We start from the raw sequence: 23,704 nt of genomic DNA, 5'->3' as shown, positions 1-23,704 counted from the left end.
GACTACCTGCGTGCCATTGTCAGACTCGCATGCGAACGTGAGGACCTGGGCCCGGACTTCCGGACCTGGCTCCGCAGTTACGTAGCCGAGGAGATGTAGGGACTTTGAGCAGCGCCGCGACCCGCACCACCGGCCAGGATCACCTCTGGTCTGTGGACGACCACCTGGAGGACATCCTCACGACCGTCCGCCCCCTCGAACCCATCGAGCTGCAACTCCTCGACGCCCAGGGCTGCGTCCTGGTCGAGGACGTCACGGTGCCGGTCTCCCTGCCGCCGTTCGACAACAGCTCGATGGACGGGTACGCGGTCCGGGTCGCGGATGTGGCGGGCGCGAGCGAGGAATACCCGGCGGTCCTGACGGTCGTCGGCGATGTCGCGGCCGGCCAGGCCGAGCAGCCCTACGTGGGCCCCGGCCAGGCCGCCCGCATCATGACCGGCGCCCCGCTGCCGCCCGGCGCCGAAGCCGTCGTCCCCGTCGAGTGGACGGACGGAGGCCTCGGCGAGGGCCCGGTCTCCGGGATGCGTGCGCACAGCGCGTCCCCCGAGGGCTCCTACGGACAGGTGCACGTGCACCGCCAGGCCGAGGCACGCGCACACGTACGCGCGAAGGGCAGCGATGTGAAGGCGGGCGACCGCGCTCTCGAAGCGGGCACCGTCCTCGGCCCGCCACAGATCGGCCTGCTCGCCGCGATCGGCCGCGGCACCGTGCGGGTACACCCCCGCCCGCGCGTGGTCGTCCTGTCCACCGGCAGCGAACTCGTCCAGCCCGACGAGGAGTTGAGCACCGGCCAGATCTACGACTCGAACAGCTTCGCCCTCTGCGCGGCCGCCCGCGACGCGGGAGCCATCGCCTACCGGGTCGGCGCGGTCGCGGACGACGCCGAGACACTGCGCTCGACCATCGAGGACCAGCTCGTCCGCGCGGACCTGCTGGTCACGACCGGCGGAGTGAGCGTCGGCGCCTACGACGTCGTCAAGGAGGCTCTGTCGTCGGTCGGCGACGAGGACGAGGCGGGCAGCGGCATCGACTTCCGCACCCTCGCCATGCAGCCCGGCAAGCCCCAGGGCTTCGGCTCCATCGGCCCCGACCACACACCGCTGCTCGCCCTCCCGGGCAACCCCGTGTCGTCGTACGTATCCTTCGAACTCTTCGTGCGCCCCGCGATCCGCACCCTGATGGGACTGCAGGACGTCCACCGGCCCACGACCAGGGCGACCCTTTCCGCGGACAAGCCGCTGACCTCGCCGAAGGGCCGTCGGCAGTTCCTGCGCGGGACGTACGCGGACGGGGCCGTGACGCCCGTCGGCGGAGCCGGATCCCACCTGGTCGCCGCCCTCGCGCACGCCGACGCCCTGATCGTCGTCCCCGAGGGCGACACCTCGGTCGAGCCCGGCGCCGAGGTCGAGGTCGTGCTGCTCGGCTGAGCGGCCGGACGGGGGAGGACGGCCACCGCCGGGCGCCCGGATCACGCATGGGGCGCACTGCTCCTTACGCAGGCGTAGTGGTGGACTGGCGGGCGGTAACGTGTCGCGCACACCAGGCCCACGCGCCGCACCGCGACGGGCCCTGACCGGGAGCGCCGACGCACATGACTGTTCCGTCCCGGGGGGAGACCTCCGGACCCCCTGTGCAGGACCGACTGACGCACATCGACGAGGTCGGCGCCGCCCGCATGGTCGACGTGTCCGGGAAGGACGTGACCGCCCGCACCGCGCGCGCGAGCGGCCGTGTCCTGGTCTCCCCGCGTGTCGTGGAGCTGCTGCGCGGCGAGGGAGTCCCGAAGGGCGACGCCCTCGCCACCGCGCGTATCGCGGGGATCATGGGAGCCAAGCGCACGCCGGATCTGATCCCGCTGTGCCACCCGTTGTCGGTGTCCGGTGTCAAGATTGATCTGTCGGTCGCGGACGACGCCGTCGAGATCCTCGCCACCGTGAAGACGACCGACCGCACGGGCGTCGAGATGGAAGCCCTCACCGCGGTCAGCGTGGCGGCCCTCACCGTGATCGACATGGTCAAGGCTGTCGACAAGGGGGCGGTCATCACGGACGTACGGGTGGAAGAGAAGACAGGCGGGAAGTCGGGCCACTGGAGCCGGACATGAGCGGCGACACCGTCATCGGCGGGGCCCTCCCGGCGCCTTACAGCGCCCTGGTCGTCACGGCCTCCAACCGGGCCGCCGCCGGTGTCTACGAGGACAGGGGCGGGCCCCTGATCGCCGCGGGCCTCGCGGAGTTCGGCTTCGCGGTCGACGGGCCGTGGGTCGTCCCCGACGGGGACCCCGTGGAGGCGGCGCTGCGCACCGGAGTCGAGGCGGGCTATGACGTCGTCCTGACCACCGGCGGTACGGGGATCTCGCCCACCGACCGCACCCCCGAAGCGACCCTGCGGGTGCTCGACCGCGAGATCCCGGGCATTCCGGAGGCCATCAGAGCGTTCGGAAGGGACAAGGTGCCGACGGCTGCGCTCTCCCGGGGGCTCGCCGGAGTCGCCGCAGGGACGCTGATCGTCAACCTGCCGGGCTCCACCGGCGGGGTGAAGGACGGACTGGCCGTTCTGGAACCCCTCCTGATCCACGCCGTCGACCAGATCCGCGGCGGCGACCACCAGAGACCCAGCGGCAGTGGGGGTGCGAGCTGAACAGCCCATCCTGGCCGGTCGAGCTGGTGGACGGCGATGTCGTCCTCCGGCCGATAAGGCTGCGCGACCAGCGGGCCTGGCGTGAGGTGAACCGGCGCAACCGTGACTGGCTGCGCCCCTGGGAGGCGACCATCCCGCCGCCCACCCCGAGCGGCCCGATCGCGCACCGGCCGACGTACCGGCAGATGGTCCGCCACCTGCGCGCCGAGGCCAACGCGGGTCGGATGCTGCCCTTCGTGATCGAGTACCAGGGGCGGCTGGTCGGTCAGTTGACCGTGGCCGGGATCACCTGGGGCTCGATGTGCTCCGGGCACGTCGGCTACTGGGTGGACCAGTCGGTGGCGGGGCGCGGAGTGATGCCGACGGCCGTGGCGCTGGTGAGCGACCACTGTTTCCGTACCGTCGGACTGCACCGCATCGAAGTCTGTATTCGCCCCGAGAACGGGCCCAGCCGCAGGGTCGTGGAAAAACTCGGATTCCGCGAGGAAGGGCTGCGCCCGCGCTATCTCCACATCGACGGTGCCTGGCGGGACCATCTCGTCTTCGCGCTCACCGCGGAGGAAGTGCCCGAGGGTCTGCTCGCGCGCTGGCGCCGGACGCGTTCGGCGCCCAACCGGTCGGGTCAGGTGGGATCGGAGCAGGCCGGCTCGCAGAACTCGAGCAAGCCCGGCAACGCCGGGAAATGAAATAGGTGTTCGAAAATGATCGGCGGACGATCGCCTCAGAGCATTAAATTCGCGCTCGCGGCGGCCCGTTGATCGCATCGATCACAAAAAAAGCTCGAAATATCAGCCGGATCGTGCGACACACCGGCTCAATTGGCAGATGGCCTCACACAAACCCCTCTACCGTGTGAGGCGTGAGCAGCAGCGGCCTCATCTACGCAGTCATCGTCGGGGCCTGGGCCGCCTACTTGGTGCCGATGTGGCTCCGTAGGCAGGACGAGCTGAACGAAGCCCGTCCGACGGAACGCTTCAGCACCGCCATCCGGCTGCTGTCCGGACGGGCGGGCATGGAGCGTCGATACGCCAAGGACCTGCGCGCGCGCTCCGCCGAGGAGGAGGAGCCCAGCGCCGACCCGGACGGCGTCACCGACTCGGTGGACGTCCGGGCCTTCGCCGTGCCTCCGGCCCGGCCCCAGCCGGCGGCCCAGCACCGTCCGCACGCAGAGGAACGGGTTCAGGTGCCGGAGCCGGTCCAGACGGAGCCGAAGCCGGGCGTGCGCGCGGCCGGCAGGGAGAGCGGCACGTACGAGACCTCGGGCGCCGCCCGGTCCGTACCGCACCAGTCGGGCGCATCCGCGTCCGCGCCCAGACCCTCGGCCAAGTCCGCGCCCCAGCAGGCCGTGCCGTCCGCGGCGGACCGCACGCCGGGCGCACGCCGGGCAGTCTCGGCCGAGGCTGCAGCGCGGGCCCGGCGTACGAAGGTCCTCGCGCGCCGTCGGCGTACGACGGTCATGCTCTTCCTCGCCTTCACGCTCGGCGCCATCGTGGCGGCCGTCGGAGGGCTCGCGTTCCTGTGGGCGCCCGGCGTGCCGGCCGTGATGCTGAGCTCGTACATCGTGCACCTGCGCGCCCAGGAGCGACGGCGCTTCACCTACACCATGGACCGCCGCCGGGCCGAGGCCGCGGCGCAGAGGCTCCGGGAGCGACAGCCTCGCCGACGGACGTCCGTCGAACCCGGGGCGGACGAACCGGCGGAGGGCCCCGGGTCCGACACCGATCCCGGCCTCTCCGCACTCGCCGCCGACCGTCGCGCCCTTGTCGAGCAGACCGACCACGCCGAGTGGGTCGACCAGCAGCGCGAGCGTCAGTGCGGTCCCGCCCAGGGGGACAGCTGGGACCCGGTGCCGGTTCCCCTGCCGACCTATGTGACCGCACCGGTCGCGCCCCGGGCGACGTCCAGCGTCGATCTGGGGGCGCCGGACGCGTGGAGTTCGGCGCGGTCCAGCACGGTCGAGCCGAGCGCGCCCGAGGCGGAGCCGGCCGACGAGGACCTCTCCGACGGTTCGGGCGGCGCCGAGGCCGCGGACGACACGCGCAGTGACGCCCGCCGCGCGGCGTCCGCGCGGCGAGCCCGCGAACGCGGTCGTACGCCGTTGTTCGACCAGTACGAGGACGGGGAACGGCCGCGTGCGGCCAACGAGTGACGGGTGCGTCGCGGGGTGCTCGCGAGGGCCTGGCTGACCAGCCCGGAACGGATTTCCAAGCACCTCGATCGGGATGCTAGAGTTTCACTCGTTGCAAGGGCCTGTGGCGCAGTCTGGTAGCGCACCTCGTTCGCATCGAGGGGGTCTGGGGTTCAAATCCCCACAGGTCCACCGCAGCCAAGAGGCCCGTTCCCAGCAGTGGGAGCGGGCCTCTTGCCTTGCCCTGGAGCCGACGGCGGCAACTCCCGTCGGTGGTCCCCGGGTCGGCGGTTCCTTCGGTCAGTGTCCGACGGAGAGGGCCCAGCGAATGCCGGACGGGGCCGTCACGGTCACCGTCGCGTGGCCGTGGTCGTGGTCGTGCGGGAGATCCAGTCGGTTCAGGATGCCGCTGACCTTTCCGGCGGCGCACGTGACCGGGAAGCTCAACCCGGTCGGTTCCACCGAGACGTTCAACGTTCCCCGGCCCCGGCAGTTCACCGCGATCCACAGGGATCCGGGTCCGACCCCGCCGGGCACGTCGATCTCCTCGTTGCCGTGGGCGTTCGTGACCTTCGACAGGAGCGTGCCGTCAGGTATGTCCGGAGCCTTCGTGACGGACTCGCCCGGCAGGTACTGGATGCGGTCGGAGACCGGTGATTCCCTCGGTGAGGAAGCTGGTGAGGAAGCCGGAGCCGACGACCGCTCGGGGTCGGGGTGCGCGGAGCCGCCCGGGCCGCCGGTGCAGCCGGCCAGGGCCAGCGCGGCGGCCAGTCCGCCCGTCGCCGCGCTCGCTCTCAGCCGTACGTTTCGTAAGGGTCGGGTCGTCGACATCGGGTCGGCCTCCAGGCGTGCTCGGTCCGTCGGGGCGCCGCCGGATGAACACCGCCCCGATGGCTAGAGGGCTTTTGCGTAGCAGAGGCTCAGTTCGTGGAAGCGGTAGTAGCCGAATTTGGTGCACGGTTCGTAGCCGCTCGACGCGTAGAGGGCGACCGCCTCGGGCTGCTTGGCGCCGGTCTCCAGGACCATGCGGACGCGGCCGGCCGCGCGGGCGTCGTCCTCCAGGGCGGCCAGGATGCGCCGGGCGAGGCCGAGCCCGCGGGCCTCGGGGATCACGTACATACGCTTGAGCTCGGCGTCTCCGTCCGAGTAGCCCTCGGCGTTCTCGTTCTGGGCGCGCCAGCCGCCCGTGGCCACCGGGCGGTCCCGCTCGTCGTACGCCATCAGATAGAGGCCGAGCGGCGGGGCGAACATCCGCGCGTCCAGATGCGTGGCATCGCCGTCGTCGCCGTATCGCACGGCGTATTCGGCCTGAACCTGATCATTGAGCTTGATGGCGTCGGGGTGGTCGAAGGGGACCGGGCGGAAATTCATGCGTTTTACCGTACATCTATGCGATAGGCGGGGGAGTGGGCGGTCGCGTCGCTCTCGTTGATCGAGTTCTGGCCGACCGTGCCGATTAAGTATCGTGCCCCAGTGCTGACTGTGACCTCTGTGAATGTGAATGGGCTCCGGGCCGCCGCGAAGAAGGGTTTCGTGGAGTGGCTCGCGGAGACCTCCGCGGACGTGTTGTGCCTCCAGGAGGTGCGGGCCGAGCCGGGCCAGCTCACGGCGGAGGTGCGCGCGCCCGAGGGGTGGCATGTCGTGCACGCCCCCGCTGCCGCCAAGGGCCGCGCGGGTGTGTCTCTTTACACACGCCGTGAGCCCGACCGCGTCCGGATCGGCTTCGGGTCCGAGGAGTTCGACTCCTCCGGCCGGTACGTCGAGGCGGACCTGCCCGGTGTCACCGTCGCGAGCCTCTATCTGCCCTCGGGCGAGGTCGGGACCGAGCGGCAGGACGAGAAGGTCCGGTTCATGGGCGAGTTCCTCGCCTACCTGAAGGAGCTGAGGGAGCGGGCCGCCGCCGACGGGCGCGAGGTCGTCGTCTGCGGCGACTGGAACATCGCCCACCGGGAGGCCGACCTCAAGAACTGGCGCGCCAACCGGAAGAACTCCGGCTTCCTGCCCGAGGAGCGGGAGTGGCTGGGGCAGGTCCTCGACGCGGCCGACGGCGGTTACGTCGACGTCGTACGCGCCCTGCATCCGGACGCCGAAGGCCCGTACTCGTGGTGGTCGTACCGTGGGCGGGCTTTCGACAACGATTCGGGATGGAGGATCGACCTCCAGATCAGCACGCCCGGGCTCGCGGGCAAGGCGGTCAAGGGATTCGTGGAGCGCGCGGCGACACACGACGAGCGCTGGTCCGACCATGCGCCGGTCACGGTGGTCTACGACCTCTGAGCGACCTGTCGTCCACCACCTCCGGGCGATCCGGTCGCGGTGACGGGATCCCTATGCCCGGGGGTCCCGGAGCCGTCGGTCCAGGGCCATCGACAGTTCTGCCTCCACCACGCTCTTCGCGAGCGGGCGCAGGCGGTGGAGGTCGTCGGGGGTGCGGTTCTCGGTGAGGACGAGGGTGGTGAAGAGTTCGGCGAGTGCCTCGGTGTGGTCGCGTACGCGGCGGGCCGCGGTCAGGACGTCCGCGAGCGGTATGCCCTCGCGGACCAGGGCGGCCGACACGTCGAGCAGGCGGCGGCTGATGTGCACGATCTCGCCGCCGTCCGTGCCGAGATAGCCGAGGTCGAGCGCCGCGGCGAGGTTCTCCGGGGTCGCCTGGCCGGCGAAGACGTCGGCCAGTTCCTCGGGGGAGAGCCGGACCGGCGTCTCCTCGGTGGGCTCGCCCAGTCCGAGCAGTTCGCCCACGTCACGGCCGTGGTCGAAGGCCTCGGCGAGTTCCGCGATGCCGTTCAGGGTGTGGCCGCGTTCCAGCAGCGCCGAGATGGTGCGCAGGCGGGCCAGGTGGGTGTCGTCGTACCAGGCGATGCGGCCCTCGCGCCGGGGTGGCGGTATGAGCTTGCGCTCCCGGTAGAAGCGCAGGGTGCGTACGGTGATGCCGGCCTCCTCGGCCAGTTCCTCCATGCGGTACTCGCGTCTGCCGGGCTCCGGCGTGGACCGGTGGGCGCTCGTGAGCGGGCCGGAGCCGGGCTCCCTGGCCCCGCGTGTGCGCGCGTCCGGCGGTCGCGTGCCGGTCCTCCGCGACTCGGCGCCTCGTGCTCGCGCCTCCGCGCCTCGCTTTCCTGATCCCTCGGCCACGTCCGCACCCTACGTCGTACCCCCGGTAACTTTCCCGGTCGCGACCCCTACCCATGAGTACGAAGCTGCTCTACCCTCCCGATTGTGCCAGTGTTCACTGGCAGGGTCGTGCGGGCTAGGGAGGCGTCGGGATGACCGAGCACGAGCATGTACGGGTGGCGGTGATCGGGTCCGGGTTCGGCGGGCTGGGGGCCGCCGTGCGGCTGCGCCGCGAAGGGATCACCGACTTCGTGGTCCTGGAGCGGGCCGGCGGCGTGGGCGGCACCTGGCGCGACAACAGCTATCCCGGGTGCGCCTGTGACGTCCCGTCGCACCTGTACTCGTTCTCGTTCGCACCCAATCCCGAATGGCCGCGCACCTTCTCCGGGCAGGAGCACATCCGCGCGTACCTGGAGCGTGTGGCGGACGTCTTCCGGCTGCGGCCGCATCTGCGGTTCGACTCCGAGGTCAAGATGATGACCTGGGACGCGGAGAAGCTGCGCTGGGGGATCGAGACGAGCAGCGGGTTCCTGACGGCGGATGTCGTGGTGTCCGCGACCGGGCCGCTCTCCGACCCCAAGATCCCGCAGATCCCGGGGATCGACACCTTCACGGGAAAGGTGTTCCACTCCGCCCGCTGGGACCACGACTACGACCTGCACGGCAAGCGGGTGGCCATGGTCGGCACCGGAGCCTCCGCCATCCAGATCGTGCCGGCGATCCAGCCGGACGTCGCCCGGCTGACCCTGTTCCAGCGCACCCCGCCGTGGGTGATGCCGCGGGTCGACCGGGCCATCAGCGGCGTGGAGCGGTGGCTGCACCGGCAGCTGCCGTTCACGACGCAGGCCAGGCGCGGGCTCCTGTGGGGCATCCGGGAACTCCAGGTGCAGGCGTTCACCAAGCGGCCCAACGAGCTGGGCATGGTCGAGCGGCTGGCCAAGCGGAACATCACGCGTGCCGTGAAGGATCCGGCGCTGCGGGAGAAGCTGACGCCCGACTACCGGATCGGCTGCAAGCGGATCCTGCTGTCGAACGCCTACTACCCGGCGCTCACCCGGCCGAATGTGGACGTGGTGGCCTCCGGACTCGCCGAGATCGACGGCTCCACGCTGGTCGCCGCCGACGGCACCAGGGCCGAGGCCGACGCGATCGTGTTCGGGACCGGCTTCCACGTCACCGACATGCCGATCGCCGAGCGGGTCGTCGGGGCGGACGGCAGGACGCTCGCGCAGGCGTGGGAGACCGGTATGAAGTCGCTCCGCGGCGCCACCGCGGCCGGCTTCCCCAACTGGATGACGATCATCGGACCGAACACCGGGCTCGGGAACTCCTCGATGATCCTGATGATCGAGTCCCAGCTGAACTACATGGCCGACTTCCTGCGGCAGCTGGACGTCCTAGGGGGCCGTGCGGCGCTCGACGCGCGCCCCGGTGCCGTGGACGCCTGGAACAGCCGGGTCCAGGAGCGCATGAAGCGCACGGTGTGGAACACCGGCGGCTGCACCAGCTGGTACCTCGACGCCAACGGTGTCAACACCACCGTGTGGCCCGGTACGACGAGCGAGTTCCGGGGCGCCACGCGCCGTGTCGACCTGGGGGAGTACGACGTGCTGCGAGCGCCGAAAACCGCACCCGGGGCCGAGCCCGGAGTCGAGCCCGGAGCCGCGCCCGAGCCGGGTACGAAGAGCACCCGCAAGAAGAAGGTGGAGGCAGACGCGTGAGCCGACTGACGCATGAGGCACACAGGGCGTACGCGCCTCCCGTGCCGTCACGGGAACTGATCGCGCACTCCGCCGACGGCGCGCGACTGCACGTCGAGGTGCACGGCCCCGAGGACGCGCCCGCCGTCGTCCTCGCGCACGGCTGGACCTGCTCGACCGCCTTCTGGGCGGCTCAGATCCGGGACCTCGCCGCCGACCACCGGGTCATCGCGTACGACCAGCGCGGGCACGGACGCAGTCCCGCGAGTGACGCCTGCAGCACCAAAGCCCTCGCCGACGACCTGGAGGCGGTGCTCGCGGCCACGCTCGCGCCGGGCGAGAAGGCGGTGCTGGCGGGGCACTCCATGGGCGGTATGACGTTGATGGCGGCGTCGGCGCGGCCGCGGTTCAGGGAGCATGCGGCGGCCGCGCTGTTGTGCAGCACCGGGAGCACGCGGCTGGTCGAGGAGTCGCGCGTGCTGCCGTTGCGCGCGGGGCGGCTCCGGACGCGTCTCACCGGGGCCGTGCTCGGCTCGCGCGCGCCGCTCGGGCCCGTCACACCGGTCGCCAGGCGGATCCTCAAGTACGCGACCATGGGCCCCGGTTCGTCCCCCGTCATGGTGGAGGCGTGCGCGCGGATCGTGCACGCCTGTCCGCGTGCTGTGCGCCACGCCTGGTCGGCCGTGCTCGCCACCCTCGATCTCGAAGAGGGCGTCAGGGAGTTGCGGGTGCCGACGGCGGTGATCGCGGGCACGGTGGACCGGTTGACACCGGTCGTGCACGCGCGTGCTCTGGTGGCGGTGCTGCCGAACTGTGTCGGCAGCACCGAGCTGCCGGGCCTCGGTCACATGACTCCGGTGGAGGCGCCGGAGCTGGTGACCGCCCGGATACGCGAACTCGTCTCCACGTACACGCGGACCGCCGAGACGCAAAAGGCCGTGGAGAGCGCGGAGTTCGTCGTAGAGATCGCCGCAGAGACCGCAGAGACCGCAGAGACCGCAGAGATCGCGGAGATCGCAGAGATCGCAGAGATCAAGGAGGGCGCATGAGCAAGGTGAGCCTGGAAGGGCAGGTCGCCGTCGTCACGGGGGCCGCGCGCGGTGTCGGCGAGCTCCTCGCGCGCAAGCTCTCCGCGCGCGGGGCGAAGGTCGCGCTGGTCGGTCTGGAGGCGGACGAGCTGAAGCGGGTCTCGGAGCGGCTGCGGGGCGAGAGCGACCACTGGTACGCCGATGTCACCGACCACGAGGCGATGGTGCGGGTCGCCCAGGAGGTCAAGCAGCGGTTCGGCAAGGTGGACATCGTCGTCGCGAACGCCGGTGTCGCGAGCGGAGGGCCCTTCGTTGACTCCGACCCCGTCGCCTGGCGGCGGGTGATCGAGGTGAACCTGATCGGATCGGCGGTCACCGCGCGGGCGTTCCTGCCGGCGCTCCTGGAGAGCCGGGGGTACCTGCTGCAGATCGCGTCGCTGGCCGCGATCACTCCCGCTCCCATGATGTCGGCCTACTGCGCCTCCAAGTCCGGCGTGGAGGCGTACGCGCACTGTCTGCGCGCCGAGGTCGGCCACCGGGGCGTACGCGTCGGCGTCGGGTATCTGTCGTGGACCGACACCGACATGGTGCGGGGCGCCGACCAGGACGAGGTGATGCGGGAGTTGCGGCAGAGGCTGCCGTGGCCGTCCAACAAGACGTATCCGCTGGGACCGGCCGTCGACCGGATCGTGGCCGGGATCGAGCGCCGTTCCAGCCATGTGTACGCGCAGTGGTGGCTGCGCGGGATGCAGGGGATGCGGGGGTATCTGCCCGGCGTCATCGGGGCGGTCGGGCAGCGCGAGATGCGGCGGTTCGAACCGCGCCTCGGCGGTGTGCGGACGGGGCTGGTCGGGGCCGGCGGGGCGGCCGACGAGGAGGAGCGGAAGTCGACGGCGTCGTGAGTCACCCGAGTGTCCCCGGGTTGTCCCGGGCGGCTCGCAGGCGGGTCCCACCGGCGGGTCTCACGGTGAGTGACTGATCGAAATGCGTGCTCTGTCCCTGCGTGTAAGTCTGGTCGAGGCCCGAACCCCCTGATCGAACAAGGGGGTCGAGGCCCGAATCCCTCACCCACTACGGGAGTGAATCGCATGAGCATGCAGGACCAGTTCAAGGACAAGGCCGAGCAGCTTAAGCAGCAGGCCAAGAAGCAGAAGAAGACGGGCGAACCGCGGGACAAGGCGAGCGAGCGGTCCCCGATGGGGCGTGACCGCACGATGCCGGACGCGGAGCGTGCTCAGCGGGAGGCTCAGGACCGCTTCGACCAGGACTACGACGCCTGATCGTTGCGCCCGCTCAGCCTGAATGGGGTGTCCTCTTTCGAGAGGGCACCCCATTCGTGTGTCCGCCGCCCGTCCGCCGCCCGCCATCGCCCGTCCGACGCCAGCCAGTCACCGTCCGCTGTCCGTCAGCCGCCCGTCCGACGCCTGCCTCCCCCTGTCAGCCGTCAGCCGTCAGCCGCCCCCGTCCGCCGCCAGCCGCGCGCCCAGCTGGAACCCGGCCGAACCGGGCCCCGGCCGCAGTGAGCCCCCGGCCGAAGCGGCAACGCGGCTGGGACCGGGGGCAGTTCGTTCAGATCAGTTCGTTCAGGTCGGCTCGTTCAGGTCAGTTCGTTCTCGGGGGAAGCTTCGGCCTTGTTCTGTCCGGCACGTTCGAGTGGTCCGGCGGGGAGGCCGCGGGATGGGTGCGGAGCAGGTCCAGGGAGAGCTGGATGGCGTCGTCCAACTGGGCGTGGCGGCCCTCCGCCCAGTCGAGCGGGGTGCGCAGGATCTCCAAGTCGGGGGCGACGCCGTGGTTTTCCACGGACCAGCCGTACGCGTCGAACCACGCGGCGTTCATGGGCACCGTGATGACCGTGCCGTCGCCGAGACGGTGGCGGCCGGTCATGCCGACCACACCGCCCCAGGTGCGCTGCCCCACCACCGGGCCCAGTTTGAGCAGTTTGAAGGCGGCGGTGATCATGTCGCCGTCGGACGACGTCGCCTCGTCGGCCAGGGCCACCACAGGGCCGCGCGGGGCGTTGGAGGCGTACGACACCGGCTGGGCGTCGCGGGTGAGGTCCCAGCCGAGAATCTTGCGGGTCAGCTTCTCGACGACCAGTTCGCTGATGTGCCCGCCCGCGTTGCCCCGTACGTCGACGATGAGGGCCGGGCGCGAGACCTCCATCCGCAGATCGCGGTTGAACTGGGCCCACCCCGAGCCGCCCATGTCGGGGATGTGCAGATAGCCGCAGTGCCCGCCGCTCAACTCCCGTACGACCTGGCGGCGTTTGGCCACCCAGTCCTGGTAGCGCAGCGGGCGTTCGTCGATCAGCGGGACCACGGCCACCCGGCGCGAGCGGCCCTCGCCCTCCGCCGGGGTGAAGGTCAGCTCCACCGTCGTACCGCCCGCGCCCGCGAGCAGCGGATACGGGCCGGCGACCGGGTCCACCGGACGCCCGTCGACATGGGTGAGGACCGCACCCTCGCGGATGCCGGCGCCCGCCAGCGGCGAGCGCGCCTTGGAGTCGGACGACTCGCCGGGCAGAATCCGCTTGAGCATCCAACTGCCGTCGCGGCAGACGAAGTTGGCGCCGAGAAGGCCCTGCCAGCGCTGGTAGTGGGGCGGACCCTCGTTGCGGCGCGCGGCGGTGACGTACGCGTGCGAGGTGCCCAGTTCGCCGAGGACCTCGCGCAGCAGGTCCGCGAACTCGTCCGGGGAGGCGACCCGTTCGACCAGCGGGCGGTACTGCTCCAGGATCGCGTCCCAGTCGAGGCCGCACATGTTCGGGTCCCAGTAGTAGGCGCGGATGATGCGGCCGGCCTCCGCGTACGCCTGGCGCCATTCGGCGGGCGGGTCCACCTCGTGCAGGATGCGGCGCAGGTCGATCCAGACGGTCGAGTCGCTGTCGCCGGACTCGGTGGAGGGCACGGCGCGCAGGTCGCCCTCGTCGACGACGACCAGCCGGGAGCCGTCGCCGCTCACCGCGAACCAGTCGAGATGGTCGACGAGTTCGGACTTCTTCGCCTTGGTGATGTTGAAGAACTCCAGGGTGGGACGGCCGGTCGTGTCGTCCGGGTTGGCGAACGTCTCGCCCAGCGCTCCGGAGATCGGCCAGCGCAGCCAGACCAGGCCGCCGCCCGAGACCGGGCGCAGCGCCGAGTACTTGGAGGCGGTGACCGGGAAGGGCGTCACCCGGCTTTCCAGGCCTTCGAGTTCGACGGTCGTCGCGCTGCCGTCGCCGGGCCCCTCCTCGACCGGGTCGAGGCCCCCGGCGACCGGCCGCCCGTCCGGGTTCAGGGCGAACGGGGAGGGGGTGGCGGAGGACAGCGGAACGAGGTAGGGGCGGCAGCCGAGGGGGAAGGACAGGTCCCCGGTGTGCACGTCGTACACCGGGTCGAAGCCGCGCCAGGACAGGAAGGACAGATAGCGGCCGTCCCGCGTGAACACCGGATTCTCGTCCTCGAAACGGCCGTTGGTGACGTCGACGATCAGGCGGTCCTTTATGCGCGCCATCTTGATCTGCCGCAGGGAGCGTCCGATCCCGGGATGCGACCACGTCAGCCAGGCGCCGTCCGGGGAGAAGGCGAGGTCCGTCACCGGGCCGTTGATGGAACGGATGAGCTCGGTGACCTCAGCTGTCCGGGGCTCCTTTTCGGAGGTGTCCCCGGACTGTGTGCCCGAGGCGCCCCCGGGCTCCGTTTCGGAGGTGTCCTCGGGCTCCGCGCCCGAGGCGTCCCCGGGCTTCGTGCCCGAGGTGTCCCCGGGCTTCGTGCCCGAGGTGTCCCCAGGCTCCGTTTCGGAAGTGTCCTCGGGCTCCGCGCCGGGGATGTCGGCGGACTCCTCCGTCGCGTCGAGCAGAAGCAGCCGTCCGTCGTTCGAGGCGATGGCGAGCCGTTCGCCATGCGGGTCCGACACCAGTTCCTGTACGCGGCCCAGCCAGCCTGAGGCGAGGCGGCGCGGCTCGCGGGCGCCGCTGGCGCGCGGCAGGTAGGCGATCTCGACGGCGTCCTCGCCCTCCGCGTCGGTGACATAGGCGATCTGGCCGCCCGAGCCGAGCATTTCGGGGAGCCGGACCCGTACGCCCGGGGTGTCCGCGATGGTGCGCGCGGGACCGTCGCGGTGGGTGAGCCAGTACAGGCTGCCGCGTACGACGACGGCGCTGGCCCGGCCCGTCTCGTCCACGGAGATGCTGTCCACGTGCTGGGCGGCGGGCACCGGGTACGTACGGCGTCCCGCGCGCGGACCGCCCAGAAGGACGTCGAGACGGCGCGGAACCGACTCGGGGGACAGGTTGTCGACGATCCACAGATCGCCCGCGCACTGGTAGACGACCCGGGTGCCGTCCGACGACGCGTGCCGGGCGTAGAAGGCGTCGTGGTCGGTGTGACGGCGCAGGTCGGAGCCGTCGTACGCGCACGAGTAGAGGTTGCCGACGCCCTCGTGGTCGGAGAGGAACGCGATCCGCCCGCCGACGAACATCGGGCAGGCCAGATGGCCTTCGAGGTCGGCGACCAGTTGTCGGCCGTGCAGCCAGATGCGGCCCGTGGCCCCGCCCCGGTAGCGCTTCCAGGCGGCCGGTTCGTGCGGTGGGGTGCCGGTCAGCAGCAGGGTCCTGCGCTCGCCCTCGATGTCGGCGACGCCGATGTCCGAGACCGGGCCCCAGGGCAGCTTGCGGCCGGGGTCGCCGTCGGTGGCGACGTTGTAGGCCCAGGTGAAGTACGAGAAGGGCTGGCCGTGCGAGGCGACGGCGAGGATGTCGCCGTCGGGGGACCAGCCGCACACCTGGGTGTCGGCGCTGCCCCAGTAGGTGAGCCGGCGGCCGGGTCCGCCGTCCACCGGTGCCAGATGGATCTCCGGGACGAAGCTGCGCCAGCTCGTGTACGCGATGTGCCGGCCGTCGGGGGAGAAACGGGGGTGGCCGACCTTGGTGCGGTCGACGGTGAGCCGCCAGGCGCGCCCGCGCCCGTCGAGCGGGGCCAGCCACAGATCGTCCTCGGTGACGAAGCACAGCCGGTCGCCGCTCAGGTGCGGGAAACGCAGATAGCCGGGGGAGTTCTCGTCCATGGTCGCGTTCTCGTACTCGTCGCTCACCTCCCCATGCTTTTCCGCCGGACGGGCCCCGGCAACTTGTGGAACGGGGGGCGCGTTGTGGGACGTGGGCGCGGGCGGGGACACGGGAGGTGCACGCGGGGCGCGTTCAGGAACGCGGGTGCCCGATCCGTCCCGGCCCTCGACCACCTGCGTGCGTGACCCAACACACGTACGAAACGGTTTCGTTTCGCTGACGTCGGGAGGTATCTTCAGAGGCATACGAATCCGTGTCGTTCGAAGCAGGAGAGGTGAGTGGGATGGCTGACGCCGCAACGGCGCGTCGCAGTCGGATCACGCCCGAGCGTGAGGCCGAGCTGTACACGGCCGTGCTCGACCTGCTTCGGGAAGTCGGCTACGACGCCCTCACGATGGACGCCGTCGCGGCCCGCACCCGTTCCAGCAAGGCCACCCTCTACCGCCAGTGGGGCGGCAAGGCCGAGCTCGTCGTGAAAGCGCTGCGGCACCAGAAGCCGCTGAAGTTCTCCGACCTGGACACCGGGAGCCTGCGGGGCGACTTCCACGCACTCACGCTCCGGCAGGACGACTGCCAGATGGAGCAGGACTCCGCGCTGATGCGGGGCCTGGCCATGGCGGCGCACGGGAATCCGGATCTGCTCAAGGCGTTCCGGGAGTGGCTGATCGAGCCGGAGTTGGAAGAGCTGCGCCGGGTGCTCCAGCGCGGTGTCGACCGAGGTGAGATCCGTGCCGACAACCCGGCGATGCCGTACGTGATGCACATGCTCATCGGCGCCTTCGCGGCCCGCACCATGATCGACGAACTCCCGCCGACGCAGGCCTTCCTGCATTCGTATGTCGACGCCGTGGTCCTCCCCGCTCTCGGCGCCTGACTTTTCATTCCTTCATCCCCCTCACCTCTTTCACCCCCTACAGATCTCTGTAGTCGCACCTGACGCGCCGCTCACGTCGTCGGGCTGATCCCCCCTGCCCCCACTCGGGTGATCACACCAGCCCCTGCCCTTCCACGACCTGACCGGGAGTACGCCCTCGTGGCCACATTCCTCTACAAACTCGGCCGACTCGCCTTCCGGCGACGGCACTTCGCCGCCCTGATCTGGGTGGCGCTGCTGACGCTCGCGGGCGTCGGCGCAGCCTCCGCGCCCGTCGCGGGATCATCCTCGTTCTCGGTCCCCGGCACCGAGGCGCAGAAGGCCTTCGACCTGCTGGAGAACCGCTTCCCCGGTATGAGCGCCGACGGAGCGACCGCACGGGTCGTCTTCAAGGCGCCCGCCGGCGAGAAGATGGCGGACAAGGACAACAAGGCGACGGTCGAGCATGCCGTCAAGGTGCTCGGCACCGGTTCCGAGGTCACCTCCGTCACCGACCCGTTCAAGGCCCACGCCGTGAGCAAGGACGGGTCGATCGCCTACGCCTCGGTGAAGTACAAGGTTTCCGGAATGGAGCTGAAGGACGCCTCGAAGGACGCCCTGAAGGCGGCCGCGCAGGACGCGCGGCACTCCGGACTGACCGTCGAGGTGGGCGGTGACGCGCTCCAGGCGACGCCCGAGACCGGTTCCAGCGAGGTCATCGGCATCGCGATAGCCGCGGTCGTCCTCGTCATCACCTTCGGTTCCCTGATCGCGGCCGGGCTGCCCCTGCTGACCGCGCTGGTCGGCGTGGGCATCGGCGTCTCGACGATCACCGCGCTCGCCAGCGCGTTCGACCTCGGCTCCACCACCTCCACCCTCGCGATGATGATCGGCCTCGCGGTCGGCATCGACTACGCCCTCTTCATCGTCTCCCGCTACCGGGCCGAGCTGGCCGAGGGCCGCGAACGCGAGGAAGCGGCCGGACGGGCCGTCGGCACGGCGGGCTCGGCGGTGGTCTTCGCCGGGCTGACCGTGGTGATCGCGCTGGTCGGACTGTCGGTCGTCAACATCCCGATGCTCACGAAGATGGGTGTCGCTGCGGCGGGCACGGTCGCCATCGCCGTACTCATCGCGCTGACCATGATCCCCGCGCTGCTCGGCTACGCGGGCCGCAGGGTCCAGCCGGCGGGCGAGAAGAGCAGGCTCCTCGGCGGCGGCCGCGCCGCCAAGAAGGCGGGCAAGCCCAACATGGGCACCCGTTGGGCGAGTTTCGTCGTCCGCCGCCCGCTCGCGGTGCTGCTGCTCGGCGTGGTCGGCCTCGGCGCGGCCGCGGTCCCGGCCGCCTCGCTCCAACTGGGCCTGCCCGACGACGGTTCTCAGCCGACGTCCACCACGCAGCGCCGCGCCTACGACCTGCTCTCCGACGGCTTCGGGCCCGGTTTCAACGGACCGCTGATGGTCGTCGTGGACGCGAAGGCGAGCGACGCGCCCAAGGCGGCGTTCAGCAAGGTGCATGACGAGATCAAGGACCTCAAGGGTGTCGTGAGCGTGAGCCCGGCGGCGCCCAACAAGGCCGGTGACACCGCGATGATCACGGTGATCCCCGACTCGAAGCCGTCCTCCGTCACGACCGAGGACCTGGTCCACACCATCCGAGGCGGGGGCGCCGGCATCAAGGCCGAGACGGGCGCGACGGTGCTGGTCACCGGCTCCACGGCCATGAACATCGACTTCTCGCAGAAGCTCAACGACGCGCTGATCCCGTATCTCGCGCTCGTGGTCGGTCTCGCCTTCCTGCTGCTGATCGTGGTGTTCCGCTCGATCCTCGTCCCGCTGAAGGCGGCTCTCGGCTTCCTGCTCAGCGTGATGGCGGCCCTCGGCGCGGTCGTCGCGGTCTTCCAGTGGGGCTGGCTGTCCGGTCTGATGGGCGTCGAGGAGACCGGCCCGATCATGTCGATGATGCCGATCTTCATGGTGGGCGTCGTCTTCGGTCTGGCCATGGACTACGAGGTGTTCCTCGTGACACGTATGCGAGAGGCCTACGTCCACGGGGAGAAGCCCGGCCAGGCGATCGTGACCGGGTTCAAGCACGGCGCACGGGTCGTCACGGCGGCCGCGGTCATCATGATCGCCGTGTTCTCCGGATTCATCGGGTCGAGCGAGTCGATGATCAAGATGATCGGCTTCGGCCTCGCGATCGCCGTCTTCTTCGACGCGTTCGTCGTGCGGATGGCGCTCGTCCCGGCGGTGCTCGCGCTGCTGGGCAAGCGGGCCTGGTGGCTGCCGAAGTGGCTGGACCGCGCGCTGCCGAACGTGGACGTCGAGGGCGAGGGCCTGCGCGCGCTCGACGAGAAGAAGCGCGAAGGGGACCACGACCGGGAACTCGCCGGAGTCTGAGCCCTGACCCGCCCGGAGACCTCCGGGACGTCCACTTCAGGGACCGCTTCGGGGCCTCCGAAACCTCCGAGGCCCCGGAGTCGGAAGGGCCTCTAGGAGGGCATCGGTGAGACCTCGCCGGTCCCGTGGCGCGGTGCCGACGAGCGATCAGTGAGCCACCGGGGTGGCGGCCGTGTACGTACGACGGAGAAAGCGCATGAGCGCCTTCGTGTCGAGCTGCACGACCGCCACCCCGTGCGTGGAGTGGAATTCCAGGACGGCCTGGACGCGGCCGCACGGCCAGATGCGTATGTCGCCGTTGCTGACGGGGACGCGCAGGCCCTGCTCGAGAAGTTCGCGGTCGAAGACCCACTCGTGGGGGCCGGGCAGCGTGATGTGCACCTGGCGGGGGTCGCTCTCCGGGTCGTACCGGAGGGCCACCGGGACGGCCCGGTGTTCGTCGTCTGCGGAGTCGGCGGTGTCGGTCACGATATGAGCGCGTGCGTATTGTTCGACGGCGTGCATGAACCGACTCCTTACGCTGCGTTACCTATGCGGAAGTTGTGAATTCCGTCACCTCTCCAATGTCGCACATCCGACGGAAACCGCTCTCCGGCCGCCCGTGACCGCCCCTCGGGGAACGTCTGCCCCGCCGCGGCGGCTGCATGTGTGCGGCGACGGTCACATCCGTCGCGAACGGCGCGCGGTGTCGCCCGGACACACGCGCACCGGCCCGTCCGCCGCGAAGAGTTCACGCCGCCGCGTCCGCCGGCTCGTCCCCCGTGAACTGCTCCCGCCCTCACGCCCGTCGGAAGCTATTCGTAGGCATATCGCTCCTGCAAGTCGTTCGCAACAAGGCATTATCATCGAACGGTGCATGTGCCTGACGGATTCATCAATGCCCCGGTCTCCGCCGCCGCAGGCGTGGTCGCCGCCGGCGCCATCGCCGTGAGCCTGCGGGGTGCCCGCCGTGAACTCGACGAGCGGACCGCGCCGCTCGCCGGCCTGGTCGCCGCCTTCATCTTCGCCGTGCAGATGCTGAACTTCCCGGTCGCCGCCGGGACCAGCGGACATCTGCTCGGCGGTGCCCTGGCGGCCATCCTCGTCGGCCCCTGTACAGGTGTCCTCTGCGTCTCCGTCGTCCTGCTCATGCAGGGCATCCTCTTCGCGGACGGCGGCCTCACCGCGCTCGGCGTGAACATCACCGACATGGCGATCGTCACCACGGTCGTCTCGTACGTCGTCTTCCGCGGTCTGGTGAAGGTGCTGCCCCGCAAGCGGCGTTCGGTCACCGTCGCGTCCTTCGCCGCCGCGCTGCTGTCCGTTCCGGCCGCCGCCGTCGCCTTCACCCTCATCTACGCGGTGGGCGGCACCACCGACGTCGCGATCGCCAAGGTCGCCACGGCCATGATCGGCGTCCACGTCCTCATCGGCATCGGCGAGGCCGTCATCACCGCGCTCACCGTCGGCGCCGTCATCGCCGTACGGCCCGACCTCGTGTACGGCGCCCGCGGCCTCCAGCAGCGGCTCAAGCTGCGGGTCGGCGGGGAGCTGGTCGACGTCCCCACGGCCGCCGCCCCCGTCGCGGCCCGTTCCTCGCACCGCAAGGTGTGGATCACCGGCCTGGTCACCTCCCTCGTCCTCGCCGGATTCGTCAGCTTCTACGCCTCCGCGAGCCCCGACGGCCTGGAGAAGGTCGCCAAGGACAAGGGCATCGACACACGGACCGGGAAGCACGCCACAGGGGACTCGCCGCTCGCCGGATACGGGGTCAAGGACGTCTCCGACGCCCGTGTCTCCGGCGGTCTGGCGGGGGTGATCGGTGTCGGCGTCACGGTCGTCGCGGGCACCGGCGTCTTCTGGGCGGTCCGCAGACGACGTACGTCCGACACCTCACCCACCTCCGTACCGGAAGGCGTCTGACATGGGGGCGGGCCACGCACACCGGTTGTACCGGCACGGGCACTCGCCCGTCCACGCCCTCCCGCCGCACACCAAGCTCGCCGCGGCCTTCGCCTTCGTGGTCGTCGTCGTCTCCACCCCCCGCGAGGCGATGTGGGCCTTCGCGCTGTACGCCGTACTGCTCGCGGCGGTCGCCCGCCAGGCCCGCGTACCGGCGGGCGTCCTGCTGAAGCGGCTGCTGATCGAGATCCCGTTCGTCGCGTTCGCGGTGCTGATGCCGTTCGTGGCGGAGGGCGAGCGGGTGGACGTCCTGGGGCTGTCGCTGAGCGTCAACGGCCTGTGGGGCGCCTGGAACGTCCTCGCCAAGGGCACTCTCGGCGTCGCCGCCTCCGTCCTGCTCGCCTCCACCACCGAACTGCGGGAACTGCTCCTCGGACTGCAACGGCTGAAGCTCCCGCCGCTCCTCGTGCAGATCGCCTCCTTCATGATCCGCTACGGCGATGTCATCACGGACGAGATGCGGCGCATGCGGATCGCGCGGGAGTCGCGCGGCTTCGAGGCGAGCGGAGTACGGCACTGGGGGGTGCTCGCGAAGTCGGCGGGCGCGCTGTTCATCCGCTCCTACGAGCGCGGGGAACGCGTACATCTGGCCATGGTGAGCCGGGGATACGCCGGTTCCATGCCCGTCATCGACGAGGTGACCGCGTCCCGGGCGCAGTGGTCGTACGCCCTCGCCCTTCCGTTCGCCGCCCTTGTCGTGTGCCTGTTGGGATGGACGCTGTGATGTCTGCTGGAACGACCGGGGAGATGGCTGTGGGGACGCCGGGAGAGAAGTCCGCGGAGATGCCCGGGGGGACACCCGGGGGGATCTCCGCGGGGACGAGCGCGGGGGCGGTTGGGGGGACGACCGGGGGGACGGACGCCGTGCCGGCTTCGCTGGAGGTCTCCGGACTCGCGTTCGCCTACCCCGACGGGCACCAGGCCCTGTTCGGCGTGGACTTCGGCATCGGGCGCGGCGAGCGCGTCGCGCTGCTCGGCCCGAACGGCGCCGGCAAGACCACCCTCGTCCTGCACCTCAACGGCATCCTGACCGGCGGCGCCGGAACGGTGACGGTCGCCGGACTCCCGGTCGGCAAGCGGCACATGGCCGAGATCCGGCGCAAGGTCGGCATCGTCTTCCAGGACCCGGACGACCAGCTGTTCATGCCGACCGTGCGCGAGGACGTCGCCTTCGGTCCCGCCGCCGCGGGCATGAAGGGCGCCGAACTGGAGGAACGCGTCCGTACGGCGCTGGAGCGGGTCGGCATGGAAGCCTTCGCCGACCGTCCGCCGCACCATCTGTCGTTCGGGCAGCGGCGCCGGGTGGCCGTCGCGACGGTGCTGGCGATGGAGCCGGAGATCCTCGTCCTCGACGAGCCCTCCTCCAACCTCGACCCCGCCTCCCGGCGCGAACTCGCCGACATCCTGCGCTCGTTGGACGTCACCGTCCTCATGGTCACCCACGATCTGCCGTACGCCCTCGAACTGTGCCCCCGCTCCCTCGTCCTCAGCGACGGCGTGATCGTCGCCGACGGCGGGACCGGCGCCCTCCTCTCGGACGACGAGCTCATGCGCACCCACCGTCTGGAGCTCCCCTTCGGGTTCGACCCGCGCTCCGTGACAATGGGGGCGTGACGAAACAAGAGGACGTCGGGTCGCCGGCCGGGTCGCTGCTGCTCGACGACCAGCTGTGCTTCGCGCTGTACGCCGCCCAGCGTGCCGTGACCGCCGCGTACCGCCCGCTGCTGGAGGAACTCGGCCTCACCTACCCGCAGTACCTCGTCCTGCTGGTCCTCTGGGAGCGAGGCGAGACCACGGTCAAGGAGCTGGGCACCGCCCTGCACCTCGACTACGGCACGATGTCGCCGCTGCTCAAGCGGCTGGAGTCGGCCGGGCTCGTACGCCGTGAGCGCTCGGCGCACGACGAACGCTCCGTGCGCGTCGCCCTCACCGGGCGCGGCGAAGTGCTCAGGGAGCGCGCGGAGGAGGTGCCGCAGGCGCTGCTGACGGCGACCGGTATGAGCGAGGCCGACGTCACGCGACTGCGCGGGGAACTGCGGCGGCTGACGGAGCGCGCGGAGGACGCGGCGGCGCGGGGCCGCTGACCCGCGCGGGAGATCGCGGCGGCGCGGGACCGCCACTCCTTGCCGAGCCACGGGCAGCCCTGTTCGCCCGGACTTTCCACCCTGTTCGCCCGGGCTTCCCGCTCTGGTCAAGGGGCTTCCCGCCCCTGGTCACCCGGGCTTCCGGCCTCCGGTCACCCGCTCTTCCCGTCCCCGGTCACCGGGCTTCCGGCCTGCGGTCACCCGGGCTTCTCGCCCCTGGGCATTCCGGACTCCCATACCAACCGGTACCTTGTGCACGATGTACTTGTGCACTCCTGTGTTGTCCGCTCTGGGGGAGGTCCTGCCGTGATCGACGGCGCCGTTGTCGACACCCGTCCGACGAAGATCATGTATGTCGCCGAGGCCACCGCTCACGGCGGCCGGAACGGCCATGTGACCAGCCAGGACGGGCAGCTCCAACTGAAGGTCGCGATGCCGCCGGCGCTCGGCGGCGACGGGAACGGGACGAACCCGGAGCAGCTGTTCGCGGCCGGGTACAGCGCCTGCTTCCACAACGCGCTCGTGCTGGTGGGCCGCCGCGCCGGCCTCGACCTCACCGGTTCCACGGTCGCGGCGAAGGTCGGGATCGGCCCGAACAAGCAGCGCGGCTACGGACTCGCGGTCGCCCTGAGTGTCTCGCTCCCCATCGTCGACGAGGACGTGGCGACGAAGCTCGTGGACGCGGCGCACGAGGTCTGTCCGTACTCCAACGCCACCCGCGGCAACATCGAGGTCACGATCCTGCTGGGCTAGGAGCACCAGGAATCGGAGCCCGTGGACG

Annotated in this window: 22 protein-coding genes, 1 tRNA gene and 1 pseudogene; 19 read left to right on the top strand and 5 right to left on the bottom strand. The window is 70.8% G+C overall.

What is annotated here, in order from left to right:
• The 7 genes and pseudogenes from ACZ4N5_RS29840 to ACZ4N5_RS29810 all read left to right on the top strand — a co-directional run.
• Positions 1 to 99 (top strand): annotated as a pseudogene (locus tag ACZ4N5_RS29840) (UTP--glucose-1-phosphate uridylyltransferase); the annotation flags it as partial.
• Positions 100 to 104: 5 nt separating this feature from the next.
• Entirely contained in the window at positions 105 to 1,427 is a 1,323-nt protein-coding gene (gene glp / locus ACZ4N5_RS29835) for a molybdotransferase-like divisome protein Glp (protein WP_467760133.1), read from the top strand.
• 164 nt (positions 1,428 to 1,591) lie between these two features.
• Complete coding sequence (gene moaC, locus ACZ4N5_RS29830) at positions 1,592 to 2,104, top strand: cyclic pyranopterin monophosphate synthase MoaC (protein ID WP_261703887.1); 513 nt, start codon at positions 1,592 to 1,594, stop codon at positions 2,102 to 2,104.
• Positions 2,101 to 2,640 (top strand): MogA/MoaB family molybdenum cofactor biosynthesis protein, encoded by a 540-nt coding sequence (locus ACZ4N5_RS29825; protein WP_467760132.1) that lies wholly within the window; start codon positions 2,101 to 2,103, stop codon positions 2,638 to 2,640. The genes moaC and ACZ4N5_RS29825 overlap by 4 nt, the downstream gene beginning before the upstream one ends.
• A gap of 23 nt (positions 2,641 to 2,663) precedes the next feature.
• Positions 2,664 to 3,326, top strand: coding sequence for a GNAT family N-acetyltransferase (locus ACZ4N5_RS29820; protein ID WP_467760150.1), 663 nt, complete (start codon positions 2,664 to 2,666; stop codon positions 3,324 to 3,326).
• Positions 3,327 to 3,499: 173 nt separating this feature from the next.
• Positions 3,500 to 4,789, top strand: a complete 1,290-nt coding sequence (gene sepX / locus ACZ4N5_RS29815) for a divisome protein SepX/GlpR (RefSeq protein WP_467760131.1) — start codon at positions 3,500 to 3,502, stop codon at positions 4,787 to 4,789.
• A gap of 97 nt (positions 4,790 to 4,886) precedes the next feature.
• Positions 4,887 to 4,960, top strand: a tRNA-Ala gene (locus tag ACZ4N5_RS29810).
• 108 nt (positions 4,961 to 5,068) lie between these two features.
• Here the strand turns inward: ACZ4N5_RS29810 and ACZ4N5_RS29805 are convergent.
• The gene (locus ACZ4N5_RS29805; protein WP_467760130.1) at positions 5,069 to 5,599 is read right to left on the bottom strand and encodes a hypothetical protein; all 531 of its coding nucleotides are present in this window, start codon (positions 5,597 to 5,599) and stop codon (positions 5,069 to 5,071) included.
• A 63-nt stretch (positions 5,600 to 5,662) separates the two neighbouring features.
• Complete coding sequence (locus ACZ4N5_RS29800; protein WP_467760129.1) at positions 5,663 to 6,139, bottom strand: GNAT family N-acetyltransferase; 477 nt, start codon at positions 6,137 to 6,139, stop codon at positions 5,663 to 5,665.
• Positions 6,140 to 6,241: 102 nt separating this feature from the next.
• On the opposite strand from ACZ4N5_RS29800, the gene ACZ4N5_RS29795 reads away from it, so the two are divergent.
• Positions 6,242 to 7,045: an exodeoxyribonuclease III gene (locus ACZ4N5_RS29795; protein ID WP_467760128.1), complete on the top strand. Its 804-nt coding sequence runs from the start codon at positions 6,242 to 6,244 to the stop codon at positions 7,043 to 7,045.
• Positions 7,046 to 7,096: 51 nt separating this feature from the next.
• Here ACZ4N5_RS29795 and ACZ4N5_RS29790 read toward each other — a convergent pair whose 3' ends face one another.
• A complete protein-coding gene (locus tag ACZ4N5_RS29790; RefSeq protein WP_467760127.1) occupies positions 7,097 to 7,723 on the bottom strand; it encodes a MerR family transcriptional regulator in 627 nt (208 codons plus the stop codon).
• A 305-nt stretch (positions 7,724 to 8,028) separates the two neighbouring features.
• Between ACZ4N5_RS29790 and ACZ4N5_RS29785 the strand changes: the two genes are divergently transcribed.
• The 4 genes from ACZ4N5_RS29785 (at position 8,029) to ACZ4N5_RS29770 (ending at position 11,884) form a co-directional block, all read left to right on the top strand.
• Positions 8,029 to 9,597 (top strand): flavin-containing monooxygenase, encoded by a 1,569-nt coding sequence (locus tag ACZ4N5_RS29785; RefSeq protein WP_467760126.1) that lies wholly within the window; start codon positions 8,029 to 8,031, stop codon positions 9,595 to 9,597.
• Positions 9,594 to 10,625, top strand: coding sequence for an alpha/beta fold hydrolase (locus ACZ4N5_RS29780; RefSeq protein WP_467760125.1), 1,032 nt, complete (start codon positions 9,594 to 9,596; stop codon positions 10,623 to 10,625). Before ACZ4N5_RS29785 ends, ACZ4N5_RS29780 begins: the two co-directional genes overlap by 4 nt.
• Positions 10,622 to 11,506 carry an SDR family oxidoreductase gene (locus tag ACZ4N5_RS29775; protein ID WP_467760124.1) on the top strand — a complete coding sequence of 295 codons (885 nt, stop codon included), beginning with the start codon at positions 10,622 to 10,624 and terminating at the stop codon, positions 11,504 to 11,506. Before ACZ4N5_RS29780 ends, ACZ4N5_RS29775 begins: the two co-directional genes overlap by 4 nt.
• Positions 11,507 to 11,692: 186 nt before the next feature.
• Positions 11,693 to 11,884 carry a hypothetical protein gene (locus tag ACZ4N5_RS29770; RefSeq protein WP_467760123.1) on the top strand — a complete coding sequence of 64 codons (192 nt, stop codon included), beginning with the start codon at positions 11,693 to 11,695 and terminating at the stop codon, positions 11,882 to 11,884.
• Between the two features lie 322 nt (positions 11,885 to 12,206).
• Here the strand turns inward: ACZ4N5_RS29770 and ACZ4N5_RS29765 are convergent, their stop codons facing one another.
• Entirely contained in the window at positions 12,207 to 15,647 is a 3,441-nt protein-coding gene (locus tag ACZ4N5_RS29765) for a S41 family peptidase (RefSeq protein ID WP_467760149.1), read from the bottom strand.
• Positions 15,648 to 15,931: 284 nt separating this feature from the next.
• Between ACZ4N5_RS29765 and ACZ4N5_RS29760 the strand changes: the two genes are divergently transcribed.
• On the top strand, positions 15,932 to 16,522 hold the full coding sequence (locus ACZ4N5_RS29760) for a TetR/AcrR family transcriptional regulator (protein ID WP_467760122.1): 591 nt from the start codon (positions 15,932 to 15,934) through the stop codon (positions 16,520 to 16,522).
• Positions 16,523 to 16,681: 159 nt separating this feature from the next.
• Positions 16,682 to 18,898: an MMPL family transporter gene (locus ACZ4N5_RS29755; RefSeq protein ID WP_467760121.1), complete on the top strand. Its 2,217-nt coding sequence runs from the start codon at positions 16,682 to 16,684 to the stop codon at positions 18,896 to 18,898.
• Positions 18,899 to 19,045: 147 nt separating this feature from the next.
• Here ACZ4N5_RS29755 and ACZ4N5_RS29750 read toward each other — a convergent pair whose 3' ends face one another.
• A complete protein-coding gene (locus ACZ4N5_RS29750; RefSeq protein WP_467760120.1) occupies positions 19,046 to 19,402 on the bottom strand; it encodes an SsgA family sporulation/cell division regulator in 357 nt (118 codons plus the stop codon).
• Positions 19,403 to 19,750: 348 nt separating this feature from the next.
• Between ACZ4N5_RS29750 and ACZ4N5_RS29745 the strand changes: the two genes are divergently transcribed.
• From ACZ4N5_RS29745 to ACZ4N5_RS29725, 5 genes are all read left to right on the top strand, one after another.
• Entirely contained in the window at positions 19,751 to 20,800 is a 1,050-nt protein-coding gene (locus ACZ4N5_RS29745) for an energy-coupling factor ABC transporter permease (protein ID WP_467760119.1), read from the top strand.
• Between the two features lies 1 nt (position 20,801).
• A complete protein-coding gene (gene cbiQ, locus ACZ4N5_RS29740; protein WP_467760118.1) occupies positions 20,802 to 21,563 on the top strand; it encodes a cobalt ECF transporter T component CbiQ in 762 nt (253 codons plus the stop codon).
• Positions 21,564 to 21,703: 140 nt separating this feature from the next.
• Complete coding sequence (locus ACZ4N5_RS29735; protein WP_467760117.1) at positions 21,704 to 22,453, top strand: energy-coupling factor ABC transporter ATP-binding protein; 750 nt, start codon at positions 21,704 to 21,706, stop codon at positions 22,451 to 22,453.
• Positions 22,450 to 22,923: a MarR family winged helix-turn-helix transcriptional regulator gene (locus ACZ4N5_RS29730; RefSeq protein ID WP_467760116.1), complete on the top strand. Its 474-nt coding sequence runs from the start codon at positions 22,450 to 22,452 to the stop codon at positions 22,921 to 22,923. The genes ACZ4N5_RS29735 and ACZ4N5_RS29730 overlap by 4 nt, the downstream gene beginning before the upstream one ends.
• Positions 22,924 to 23,271: 348 nt before the next feature.
• Entirely contained in the window at positions 23,272 to 23,676 is a 405-nt protein-coding gene (locus ACZ4N5_RS29725) for an organic hydroperoxide resistance protein (protein ID WP_467760148.1), read from the top strand.
• The last annotated feature ends 28 nt before the right edge of the window (positions 23,677 to 23,704 follow it).

Source organism: Streptomyces sp. NPDC026500 (assembly GCF_055567635.1).
Note: the sequence above shows the minus strand (reverse complement) of the source record. Positions and strands in the feature narration are given on the sequence as shown.